This window comes from Bacillus cereus group sp. Bce019, assembly GCF_051781745.1.
GTDB classification, from domain to species: domain Bacteria; phylum Bacillota; class Bacilli; order Bacillales; family Bacillaceae_G; genus Bacillus_A; species Bacillus_A cereus.
Genome location: NZ_JBPWJX010000027.1, coordinates 1 through 11,941, shown reverse-complemented (window position 1 = coordinate 11,941; position 11,941 = coordinate 1). Strand labels below are relative to the sequence as shown.

Genomic DNA, 11,941 nt, shown 5'->3' with positions numbered 1-11,941 from the left:
GACAGAGACGCCTTTTAAGCGCGGTTCCACTCTGTTTAGGCTTAAAAAAGCCTCAAACTCATCCATGATAACGGTGTAAACCGCTTCTGCTTACTTTGCGGCCTAAGACATCCCACGAAGCAATTCGCTGTTCAGCAGAAGACTCGAAGGGGCATTTCAAAAATCCGCTTATAAACCACTCCCAGCCTAAAGGTGGTTCTCTCTGTAAAAAGCCTGATTTTCTACTTCTCCTTCTCGTCGCTTTTCCTTATTAGGTTTTAGGTATACTTATTATATTTCTAAACCTAGAAAATGTTAACCAATTACTTTTTGAAGACGATTTAAAACTTTTTCTTTTCCAAGAAGTGCAATAGCATTCGGAAGCTCTGGACCATGCGTTTGTCCTGTAGTTGCAACACGGATTGGCATAAATAAATTTTTACCTTTATGTCCTGTTTCCTTTTGAACTGCTTTAATCGCTGCCTTAATTGCTGCTGGCTCCATTGCTTCTAGAGCTTCTATTTGACCAGCAAATGCACGAAGTACTTCAGGTACTTGTTCACCATTTAATACTTCTTGTCCTTCTTCTTCATAATCAACATGATCTTTAAAGAACATTTCAGAAAGCTCTACAATTTCAGCTCCAAAACTCATTTGTTCATGGTATAAAGCAATTACATCACGAATCCAAGCTTGGTCTTGTTCGCTTAAAGTTTCTCCCACACGTCCAGCTTTCACTAAATGCGGTAAGCTTAACTCTACAACCGTATCTAAATCTTGCTTTTTCATATACTGGTTGTTCATCCATTTTAGTTTTTGAGAATCAAATAATGCAGGTGATTTTGATAAACGAGCTGCATCGAACATTTTGATAAACTCATCTTTAGAGAAGATTTCTTCTTCTCCTACCGGAGACCAACCTAGTAGTGCAATAAAGTTAAAGATTGCTTCTGGAAGATACCCAAGCTCTTTATATTGCTCAATAAATTGAATAATAGATTCATCACGCTTACTTAACTTTTTACGACTTTCATTAACAATTAGAGTCATATGACCGAATTGTGGAATATCCCAGCCGAAAGCTTCATAAATCATCATTTGTTTCGGTGTATTTGAAATATGATCATCACCACGAAGTACATGTGTAATTTCCATTAGATGATCATCTACTGCTACTGCAAAGTTATAAGTTGGAATTCCATCCTTTTTCACAATAACAAAATCACCGAAATCATTTGAATGGAACGCAACTTCATCTTTTACAATATCTTTGAATGTGTAGTCACGATCAGCTGGTACACGGAAACGAATACTTGGAATACGTCCCTCAGCTTCAAATTCTTTCACTTGTTCTTCAGTTAATTCACGGTGGTTACCTGCGTAACGAGGTGTTTCACCGCGAGCGATTTGTCCTTCACGCTCTGCTTCTAGCTCTTCTTCTGTCATATAACATTTATAAGCTAGACCACGCTCTAATAAATCTTCATATAATTTTTTATAAATATCTAAACGCTCTGTTTGGCGATATGGTCCAAATTCACCACCAACATCAACACCTTCATCCCAGTCCATACCGAGCCATTTCAAGTATTTTAATTGGCTTTCTTCTCCACCAGCCACGTTACGTTTTACATCAGTATCTTCAATACGAATAATAAATTTGCCATCTAAATGACGAGCAAATAAATAATTAAATAATGCCGTACGCGCATTTCCGATATGTAAGTGTCCTGTTGGACTTGGCGCGTAGCGCACTCTCACTTGCTTTTCCATAATTGGTACACCTTCCATTCTTAATGTCAACACATTCTATAATTGTACACCAAAAAAATGTGATTATCCATCTTACGAATTAAAAACCATTATTTTTTCTGTAATAAAACAACCGCTTGAGAAGCAATCCCTTCTTCTCTACCTGTAAATCCTAATTTTTCTGTTGTTGTTGCCTTTACATTAATGTTATCGATAGACGTTTCTAACAGTTCACTAATGCGCTTACGCATACTCTCAATATGTGGTGCCATTTTTGGTTTTTGAGCAATAATTGTACAATCTAAATTTCCTAACTCGTAACCTTGTTCACGCACAAATTCCCAAACTTTTTGTAACAATACAGCTGAATCTGCATCTTTAAAAGCTGGGTCTGTATCAGGAAAATGCTTTCCGATATCTCCTGCTGCAATCGCACCTAAACATGCATCAGCAATCGTATGTAACAATACATCTGCATCTGAATGGCCGATTAATCCTTTCTCGTGTGGAATTGTAATTCCACCGATAATCAACGGGCGCCCTTCCGCAAATTCATGTACATCAAAACCTTGTCCAATTCGAAACATCCTTACTTCCTCCTTAAGCTAAACTACTGAGCTTTATGACTCTATATTATATCGCTATCCTTATAAAGAAAAGCCCGGCTGTTGCCGAGCTTTTCTTTATTAACACGTCATCAATGTTATTTCTTTTGAACACGTAGGAAACTTTCAGCAATTAATAGATCTTCCGGAGTCGTCACTTTAATATTATAGTAACTCCCCTCTACTACACCTACTTGCTTCCCAACACGTTCTACGAGACTTGCATCATCTGTGCCAAGAAAACAACTTTGCTTTGCGCTTCTATGAGCTTCTAGCAAAAGAGAAACAGAGAATCCTTGTGGTGTTTGTACAGCGTTAAGTTGAGATCGCTCTACCGTTTCTACAACAACACCCTGCTCTACTTTCTTAACAGTATCTTTTACTGGCACTGCACAAATGGAAGCTCCATATTTTTCTGCTGCAGTTAATACATCGCGAATCACTTTATTCGTTACGAACGGGCGCGCCCCGTCATGCACAAGAACATATTCGACACCACTCGCATACTGAAGTGCGTTATAGACGCTATCTTGTCTTTCGGCTCCACCCTGAATGAATTGTACGTGCTTTTCAATCTGGTACTTCTGCATTAACTCTTCAAAATACGGGCGTTCTTCTTCGTTAATTGCCATAATAATACTTTTGCACGCTTTATCTTTTTCAAAAGCACGCAATGTGTGCACAATAATTGGTACTTCATCTATAAGTAAAAATAACTTATTTTTACCAGCACCCATTCGTTTTCCTTGGCCCGCTGCCGGAATAATTAATGTATACATATTAATAATCCTCTACTTATAATGCTTTTTCTAGCAATTTACGTTTTGCGAAAATCATACGACCAGCCGATGTTTGTAATACGCTAGTAACAAGTACGTCAAGTTGTGAACCCACATACTCTCTACCATCTTCTACTACAATCATCGTACCATCATCTAAGTATGCAACACCTTGATTTTGTTCTTTACCATCTTTCACAACATAAACACTTAATTCTTCACCAGGGAGTACGACTGGTTTAATCGCATTAGCTAAATCATTAATGTTTAACACCGTAACCCCTTGTAATTCAGAAACTTTGTTTAAATTGAAATCGTTTGTTACTACAGTTCCACCAGTGATTTTTGCCAACTTTACAAGCTTGCTATCTACTTCTTGGATATCATCGAAATCGCCTTCATAAATTTCTACCGGAATTGGCATCTCCTTTTGAATACGATTTAAAATGTCTAGCCCTCTGCGGCCACGATTACGCTTTAAAGCATCTGAAGAATCGGCAATATGCTGAAGCTCTTCTAATACGAATTGCGGAATGACAATTGTTCCTTCTAAAAACTTTGTTTGGCAAATATCTGCAATACGTCCGTCAATAATTACACTCGTATCGAGAATTTTCCAATGAGTCGTAGATTTTTCTGCTTCGACCTCTACCTCTTCATTCTCACTATTGTTTTTCTTCTTACCTCCGCGTTGGGGTAATGTAAATAATCCTAGCAATTCATTCCTCTTTTTAAATCCTACTTGGAATCCTAAATATCCAAGTAAAAGGGTGAAGAACACTTGCAACACCGTACTAATAACTGGAATTGTAAATTCACGAATTGGTATCAAAATTAAATATGCAACAATAAGACCAGAGATTAATCCTAATGTACCAAATAAAACATCTGCTACAGGCGCCTTTACAAGAGCCTCTTCAATATGCTTAATAAGTTGAACAATATAATCTACAAGCCAAAATGTTGTTAAAAATAAAATAATTGCACCAATAATTGCACGAACATACGATCCTTCCAACAAAGGAACCGCACCGATATCTAATACATTAATAATTTTTGGGATTAAGTAAATCCCTAACGCTCCCCCGATCACTAAAAAGAAGAGCTGTACAATCCGTTTTAACATCCAACCACCTCCTACTCATTATTAACCATTGTTTCGCTAATCAAAACGCCGAATGCAAAAGCGGACGTGTTTTTTTGTAAATAGTTTTATTTACCAATATATCATATCATATACCAAAAATGTTCTAGTGTCGTTATATTATAGAATCAATGTAATATTCTTAATTGTGTCTACTCATATAGAGATGCTCTTGAATTCTTTTTAGACCTTCTCGTATTTTCTTCGCTCTCACTTCTCCAATTCCTTCCACATCATCCAATTCATTAATAGTTGCTCGGCAAACACCTTGCAATGTTTTAAATCGATTAATTAAATTCTCGATAATAAGTGGCGGAACACGAGAAATCTTGCTTGTGATTCGGTACCCTCTAGGTGTCACACTTTCTTCTAAACTTGTTTGTCCTGGATAGCCAAGCAATTTAACTAAATCACTATCCTCTAAAAGTTGTGTATTTGCAAGATCTTGTAACTTTTTCAAGATTTGATGATGGTCTTGTGTTTTCTCCTGGTGATAATCTTTAATTAACAATGCTGCCTCTGCCTCTAAATCAGCTAGTAATTCTGTAAGCTGTAAACGAATTAACCTACCTTCTGTTCCTAACTCATGAATATAGCTCAATATTTCATTTTTAATACGCAGCACCATTTCAACACTATGTAAAACGTGAACCACCTCGGACATTGTAACGACCTCTTCAAATTCTAGAATACCCAAATTCGTAATGCCATCATTCCATACAGCCTTATATTTTTCTAGCGTTTGAATTGCTTGATTTGCCTTCGTTAAAATGACACCTATATCTTTTAATGTATAACGTAAGTTCCCTTGATATAGCGTAATTACATTACGTCTTTGTGAAATGGCCACAACAAGGCTGCCCGTCTGCTTTGCTACACGCTCTGCTGTTCGGTGACGCATACCTGTTTCAATAGAATCAATAGATGAATCTGGAACTAACTGTGCGTTTGCAATTAAAATTTTACTTCCAGTTTCATTTAAAATAAGTGCTCCATCCATTTTTGCTAATTCATATAAACTAGCAGGAGAGAATGCGCAATTAATATGAAAACCACCATCAACAATGCTTTTAATCTGCTCATTATACCCAAGAACAATTAGTCCCCCCGTTTGTGCGCGAAGTACATTATCTATCCCTTCGCGCAGTGGTGTTCCTGGGGCCACGAGCTGTAAAATGTTAATCATACTTTTGACACGTTGCTTATTTTCTTCCATAGCCTAGCCTCCTAATGTCAAACGAAGCGCTTCTCCCAAATTAGAAACACCTACAACCTCAATCCCCTCTGGAATTGTCCATCCCCCTAAATTTTTTCTAGGAATGATAGCACGTTGAAATCCTAATTTAGCTGCTTCTTGTACACGTTGTTCAATTCTTGATACTCTTCTTATTTCTCCAGTTAATCCAACTTCTCCTATTACCGCATCAGTTGGTGCCGTAGATTTATCTCTAAAACTTGAAGCTATACTTAAGGCGACAGCTAAATCAATTGCCGGTTCGTCTAATTTCAAACCACCAGCTACTTTTAAATACGCATCTTGATTTTGTAATAGTAAACCTGTTCTTTTCTCTAGTACCGCCATAATAAGCGAGACACGATTATGATCAATTCCTGTCGCCATTCTTCGAGGATTTCCAAAACTAGTAGGGGAAATTAATGCCTGTATTTCTACTAAAACTGGTCTTGTTCCTTCCATTGAGGCAACTACTGTTGAACCTGCAACTCCAACTGGTCTTTCCTCAAGGAAAATTTCAGAAGGATTTAAGACTTCTGCAAGGCCAAGTTCTTTCATTTCAAAGATACCCATTTCATTCGTAGAACCAAAACGATTCTTTACAGCTCGTAAAATACGATATGTATGGTGTCGATCTCCTTCAAAGTAAAGAACTGCATCGACCATATGTTCTAGCATACGCGGTCCCGCAATTGCACCTTCTTTTGTCACATGTCCTACGATGAAAATTGGGATTCCCTTTGTTTTTGCAAGTTTCATTAATTCTGCTGTACATTCACGTACTTGCGCCACACTACCAGGAGCTGATGTCACCTCAGGTAAATGTATCGTTTGAATAGAATCAATAACAACAAAAGCAGGATTCATCTCTTCAATATGTGCTGCAATACGCTGTAAATCTGTCTCTGATACAACAAATAGATTACTACCATTTACATGTAAACGATCTGCACGAAGTTTAATCTGCTTTGCTGACTCCTCACCTGATATATACAATACATCATATGAAGCATCTGCTAATTGCGAGGAAATCTGTAATAATAACGTTGATTTTCCAATCCCAGGGTCCCCACCAATAAGTACTAAAGATCCATCTACAATTCCGCCACCTAGTACACGGTTAAACTCTTGAAATTTTGTTTCAATACGTGCCTCAGACTTTGTTTCTACTTCTGTAAGACGTCTTGGTTTTGTTACTTCTGTTTGAATTGCATTTGCATAATTTAGGCGTCTGGATGATACAACGGGTTCCATCTCTTCAACAAGCGAATTCCATTGACCACACCCTGGACATTTACCCATATATTTTGGTGATTGATAACCACACTCTTGACATGTGAATTTTGTTTTCTTTTTAGCCATATCTTTTTATATTTCACTTCGCTTTCATCTATAAACATTTGACCTTCTCGTACAAGAAAGAGGGCTATCTCGTAGCCCTCTTAGTTTGTCTATACTTATTTTACCTTTTCAGCACTATGAATGACAAATGTTTCCCCTTCTACATCAAAGATAACTTTTTGACCTTTCTCAATAGCACCTTTTAAAAGTTCTTCCGATAGTCTATCTTCTACATGCTTCTGAATTGCTCTACGTAGTGGACGAGCACCATATTCACGATCAAACCCTTTATCAGCAATAGCTGCAATCGCTCCTTCTGTTAAGTGCAATTCAATTTCTTGTTCTTTTAAGCGATTCACTAACTGATTTACCATAAGAGTCACAATTTCTTGAATATGTTTTTTCTCAAGCATATGGAATACGATAATTTCATCAATACGGTTTAAGAATTCTGGACGAAATGCCTTTTTCAGCTCATCCATTACTTTACCTTTCATATCCGAATAATCACGGCTTTCATCTTGTACATTAAATCCAAGATGTTTGTTACGTTTTAACGCCTCAGCACCAACGTTAGACGTCATAATAACAATCGTATTACGGAAATCAACTGTACGTCCTTTAGAATCAGTTAAACGACCATCTTCCAATACCTGTAGTAGAATATTAAATACATCAGGATGTGCCTTCTCTACTTCATCTAATAGGACAACTGAATAAGGCTTACGACGAACCTTCTCTGTTAATTGTCCGCCTTCTTCATACCCAACATATCCTGGAGGAGAACCAACTAAGCGAGAAGTTGAATGTTTCTCCATATACTCAGACATATCAATGCGAATCATTGCATCCTCATCACCGAACATAGATTCTGCCAATGCTCTTGCTAATTCTGTTTTACCTACACCTGTTGGCCCTAAGAAAATAAATGAACCAATTGGACGTTTCGGATCTTTCAATCCTGCTCTTGCACGACGAACAGCTTTCGCTACAGCCACTACAGCTTCATCCTGACCGATGACACGATCATGAAGAATGGATTCTAAGTTTAATAATTTATCAGTCTCTGTTTGTGCAAGTTTAGAAACAGGGATACGTGTCCATGTAGAAACGACATTTGCAATATCTTCTACCGTAACCTCTGAATTTTCTTTTCCTTGTTGTTCTTTCCACTGACGTTTTGTATCTTCCAATTTCTCACGTAAGCGTTGTTCCATATCACGTAAGGAAGCAGCCTTTTCAAACTCTTGACTTTGTACAGCCGCATCTTTTTCTTTTCGAATTTCCTCAAGCTTCACTTCAAGCTCTTTTAAGTTTGGTGGTGTTGTATAAGAACGCAAGCGAACTTTTGAAGCAGCTTCATCAATTAAATCAATTGCTTTATCTGGTAAGAAACGATCCGTAATATAACGATCTGAAAGTTTTACAGCTGCATCAATTGCATCATCTGTAATAGACACACGGTGATGCGCCTCATAACGATCTCGTAACCCTTTCAAGATTTGAGTTGATTCTTCTAGACTCGGCTCATCAACATGAATTGGCTGGAAACGTCTCTCTAAAGCTGCATCCTTTTCAATATATTTACGATACTCATCTAAAGTTGTCGCACCAATACATTGTAATTCTCCGCGTGCTAAAGATGGTTTTAAAATATTCGATGCATCGATTGCACCTTCTGCTCCACCTGCACCGATTAATGTATGAAGTTCATCAATAAATAGAATAATATTCCCTGCTTGACGTATTTCATCCATTACTTTCTTTAAACGATCTTCAAACTCACCACGATATTTCGTCCCAGCTACCACTGTTCCCATATCTAGTGTCATAACACGCTTATCTCTTAACGTTTCAGGAACTTCATTATTTACGATTTGCTGTGCTAACCCTTCAGCAATTGCTGTTTTACCTACACCAGGCTCTCCAATTAACACTGGATTGTTTTTTGTTCTACGGCTTAACACTTCAATTACACGTTGAATTTCTTTACTACGCCCAATAACAGGATCCAAACGATTCTCACGTGCAACAACTGTTAAGTCGCGCGCTAAACTGTCTAGTGTCGGTGTATTTGCATTTGTCGATGAACCACCTTGGTGACCTGAACTTGCTTCGTTACTTCCAAGAAGTTGTAACACTTGTTGTCTTGCTTTGTTGAGGCTTACACCTAAATTATTTAATACACGTGCCGCTACACCTTCACCTTCACGGATTAAGCCAAGTAAAATATGTTCTGTTCCAACATAAGAATGTCCTAGCTTACGCGCTTCATCCATAGACAATTCAATAACTTTTTTAGCACGAGGTGTATAATGTACAGTTTGAGAAGCTTCTGTTCCACGTCCAATTAACGCTTCTACCTCTTTTTGCACTTTCTCCGGGCTCAATCCAAGAGCAATTAACGCTTTTGCTGCAATTCCTTCACCTTCGCGTACAAGCCCAAGTAAAATATGTTCTGTTCCAATGTTATTATGCCCAATGCGAATTGCTTCCTCTTGAGATAAAGCTAATACTTTCTGTGCTCTTTCTGTAAATCTTCCAAACATCATAGAAATCGCCTCCTACTTGCGCTTAGTTTTTTTCAATACGTAATCGCTCACGGATTAAGGTTGCTCTTCGATAATCTCTTTCTTCTGGTCCTAAAGGTCCTCCTGCATATTGTTGTAAAATACCAGGTTGCGTAAGAACCATTAGCTCAGTCAAAATATTTCTCGATATACCTTTTATATATCCTAGATCAATACCGAGTCGTACATCCGATAAGCAAGTTGCCGCTTCTGCAGATTGAATTAAACGACTGTTTGCTAGTATACCGTAAGAACGATAAACCTTATCTTCAAGCTCAATGCTCGAATTTTGTACAATTAATTCTCTGGCCAATTTTTCTTGTTGTATAATTTGCTGCATGACACTCTTTAAATCTGCAATAATATCTTCTTCGGATTTCCCTAACGTCATTTGATTTGATACTTGAAATATATTACCTAACGCTTCGCTACCTTCACCGTATATTCCTCTTACTACTAAACCTAATTTTTGAATTACTTGTATAATACGGCTAATTCTTTTTGTTAAAACCAACCCTGGTAAATGAATCATTACAGAAGCTCTTAATCCTGTACCAACGTTAGTAGGACAACTCGTAATATATCCAAGTGATTCATCAAAAGCATATTCAACCTCTTTCTCAATCCAATTATCTATTTGATTGGCGCTTTGAAGCGCCTTTGATAACTGTAGTCCTGGAAATAGGCACTGAATCCTAATGTGGTCTTCCTCATTAAGCATCACACTAATGTGTTCGCTTTCTGATAACAGACATGCTCCATATTCGGTCCCTGCTAGATTTGGACTAATTAAATGCTTTTCGACTAAAACTCGCCTTTGAAGAGGAGTTAGTTCATTCATTTTTAATAGTCCAAACTTCCCAAAGGGCTCTACCGCTTTATTTATAAATTTCTTTTTAAATAATTCTTGAACCTTTTGAGCTTCCTCTTCGTTTTGCATAGTAGAAAATTGATATTGCTTAAAATTACGAGCCAAACGAATTCGACTACTTAAAACAATATCAGAATCAGGGCCATCCCCCTTCATCCATGGACTAATCGCTTCATTCATAATTTTGTCCAGTGACATAGAACTACTCCCCCTCTCTATGCTCACTAAGCTGAGTTTCAAGCCCTCGAATCTCATCTCTTACCTCAGCAGCTTTCTCAAACTCCTCATTCTGTACATATTGTTTCAGAATAAGTTTTAGTTCATCTAATTCTTTCTTTAAGTGGATATTTCCTTCCATTCGTTCCGGAATTTTTCCACAATGTTCTGTATGTCCACCATGAAGTCGCTTTAACAATGGGTTTAAGTGTCCTTTAAATGTATCGTAACAAGAAGCACAACCAAAGCGTCCCACTTTTGTAAAATGTTCATATGTCATCTTACAATCTGGACATCTTACTGTATTTGTATTTGAAAACCCGTTTTTTCCTTCTCCAAACATTGTTGATTCACCGTGTAATAAACCAGCAAATACATCATGAAATGAAAAGTTAGACTGTGATGATTGAAAGAAAGACGTATAGCCACTTTGCTCCGCACATTGCTCACAAAGATGAACTTCCGCCTTCTTCTCGTTGATTACTTTTGTATAATGTAAAGTTGCTGGTCTTATATTACAGTTTTGACAAGTCATCAATATCCCCACCTTTACAACAGGAACGATCTACCTCATGATACTTTTCATACATTACTAGATTGTCCTCTTTCCTTAATCCACTCAGATAAAAGTACATGCTCTTTTTCAAAACTTCTACAATATTTAACTGCCCTATCTTAATTATCATTCTTTTACAAAAGCTGTATTTATTTATATTTCAGTGTTCTTAACATTGCGCATAATATTCGAGCCCTAAGTTCATCTCGAGAAGGAATATCCATTGATAATACAGAACGATCTAGTACACTTAACATTAATTTTGCTTCACGGCCTGTTATGATTCCCTCTTCTAATAAACGTATAATCATACTCTCTGCATTCCCTTGTGCAACGCTATGATCAATCATATGAAGCATTTGATCAATAATGTCTATATCATCATGCAGTTTGACTTTTATAATGCGAATGTAACCTCCTCCACCACGTTTACTTTCTACTACAAATCCTCTTTCTAATGTAAAACGGGTATTGATTACATAATTGATTTGAGATGGTACGCACTCGAATCGATCCGCAATCTCATTTCTTTTGATTTCAATCACATTATTATTACTTAAGTCAATAACTTGCTTTAGATATTGCTCAATGATATCAGATATATTTCTCATTTATCCGCCACCTTTATTGACTTTGACTATCTTTGACTTTAATTATATACGTATTAATAAAATTTGCAACTCTTTTGCTTATTCACTATCCTAGCCACATTCCCCTGCATTTAATCAAAATAGTAATTATTTAAGCATATTTTTTTAATTACTATGGATTATAAAAGAAAACAAGAAAAAACACGAGTCATTTGACTCGTGTTTAGTTGCTTGGCGACGTCCTACTCTCACAGGGACAAGGTCCCAACTACCATCGGCGCTAGAGAGCTTAACTTCCGTGTTC

10 protein-coding genes and 1 other annotated feature are annotated in these 11,941 nt (G+C 37.2%); all 10 genes read right to left on the bottom strand.

Annotated features, from left to right (window positions below):
- Positions 1-247, bottom strand: a binding site (T-box leader).
- 47 nt (positions 248-294) lie between these two features.
- Positions 295-1,752 (bottom strand): glutamate--tRNA ligase, encoded by a 1,458-nt coding sequence (gene gltX / locus ACS2QP_RS24655; protein WP_000415143.1) that lies wholly within the window; start codon positions 1,750-1,752, stop codon positions 295-297.
- An 89-nt stretch (positions 1,753-1,841) separates the two neighbouring features.
- Complete coding sequence (ispF, locus tag ACS2QP_RS24650) at positions 1,842-2,318, bottom strand: 2-C-methyl-D-erythritol 2,4-cyclodiphosphate synthase (protein WP_000488386.1); 477 nt, start codon at positions 2,316-2,318, stop codon at positions 1,842-1,844.
- A gap of 116 nt (positions 2,319-2,434) precedes the next feature.
- Entirely contained in the window at positions 2,435-3,115 is a 681-nt protein-coding gene (gene ispD, locus ACS2QP_RS24645) for a 2-C-methyl-D-erythritol 4-phosphate cytidylyltransferase (protein ID WP_000288284.1), read from the bottom strand.
- Between the two features lie 16 nt (positions 3,116-3,131).
- Positions 3,132-4,241, bottom strand: a complete 1,110-nt coding sequence (locus tag ACS2QP_RS24640) for a PIN/TRAM domain-containing protein (protein WP_000919677.1) — start codon at positions 4,239-4,241, stop codon at positions 3,132-3,134.
- A gap of 160 nt (positions 4,242-4,401) precedes the next feature.
- Complete coding sequence (gene disA, locus ACS2QP_RS24635; RefSeq protein WP_000392163.1) at positions 4,402-5,475, bottom strand: DNA integrity scanning diadenylate cyclase DisA; 1,074 nt, start codon at positions 5,473-5,475, stop codon at positions 4,402-4,404.
- A gap of 3 nt (positions 5,476-5,478) precedes the next feature.
- Entirely contained in the window at positions 5,479-6,855 is a 1,377-nt protein-coding gene (gene radA, locus ACS2QP_RS24630) for a DNA repair protein RadA (RefSeq protein ID WP_001085202.1), read from the bottom strand.
- A gap of 95 nt (positions 6,856-6,950) precedes the next feature.
- Positions 6,951-9,386: an ATP-dependent protease ATP-binding subunit ClpC gene (gene clpC / locus ACS2QP_RS24625; protein ID WP_000971183.1), complete on the bottom strand. Its 2,436-nt coding sequence runs from the start codon at positions 9,384-9,386 to the stop codon at positions 6,951-6,953.
- Positions 9,387-9,408: 22 nt separating this feature from the next.
- Positions 9,409-10,473: a protein arginine kinase gene (locus tag ACS2QP_RS24620; protein WP_000050842.1), complete on the bottom strand. Its 1,065-nt coding sequence runs from the start codon at positions 10,471-10,473 to the stop codon at positions 9,409-9,411.
- Between the two features lie 4 nt (positions 10,474-10,477).
- Positions 10,478-11,026, bottom strand: coding sequence for a UvrB/UvrC motif-containing protein (locus tag ACS2QP_RS24615; protein ID WP_000128399.1), 549 nt, complete (start codon positions 11,024-11,026; stop codon positions 10,478-10,480).
- A 170-nt stretch (positions 11,027-11,196) separates the two neighbouring features.
- Positions 11,197-11,658 (bottom strand): transcriptional regulator CtsR, encoded by a 462-nt coding sequence (gene ctsR, locus ACS2QP_RS24610; RefSeq protein WP_001244565.1) that lies wholly within the window; start codon positions 11,656-11,658, stop codon positions 11,197-11,199.
- Between the last annotated feature and the right edge of the window lie 283 nt (positions 11,659-11,941).

Bases quoted from the DNA above. Each gene is read 5' to 3' on its own strand.
- gltX (WP_000415143.1), bottom strand. From the start codon at position 1,752: ATGGAAAAGCAAGTGAGAGTGCGCTACGCGCCAAGTCCAACAGGACAC.
- radA (WP_001085202.1), bottom strand. From the start codon at position 6,855: ATGGCTAAAAAGAAAACAAAATTCACATGTCAAGAGTGTGGTTATCAA.
- ctsR (WP_001244565.1), bottom strand. From the start codon at position 11,658: ATGAGAAATATATCTGATATCATTGAGCAATATCTAAAGCAAGTTATT.
- ACS2QP_RS24640 (WP_000919677.1), bottom strand. From the start codon at position 4,241: ATGTTAAAACGGATTGTACAGCTCTTCTTTTTAGTGATCGGGGGAGCG.
- clpC (WP_000971183.1), bottom strand. From the start codon at position 9,386: ATGATGTTTGGAAGATTTACAGAAAGAGCACAGAAAGTATTAGCTTTA.
- disA (WP_000392163.1), bottom strand. From the start codon at position 5,475: ATGGAAGAAAATAAGCAACGTGTCAAAAGTATGATTAACATTTTACAG.
- ispD (WP_000288284.1), bottom strand. From the start codon at position 3,115: ATGTATACATTAATTATTCCGGCAGCGGGCCAAGGAAAACGAATGGGT.
- ispF (WP_000488386.1), bottom strand. From the start codon at position 2,318: ATGTTTCGAATTGGACAAGGTTTTGATGTACATGAATTTGCGGAAGGG.
- ACS2QP_RS24615 (WP_000128399.1), bottom strand. From the start codon at position 11,026: ATGACTTGTCAAAACTGTAATATAAGACCAGCAACTTTACATTATACA.
- ACS2QP_RS24620 (WP_000050842.1), bottom strand. From the start codon at position 10,473: ATGTCACTGGACAAAATTATGAATGAAGCGATTAGTCCATGGATGAAG.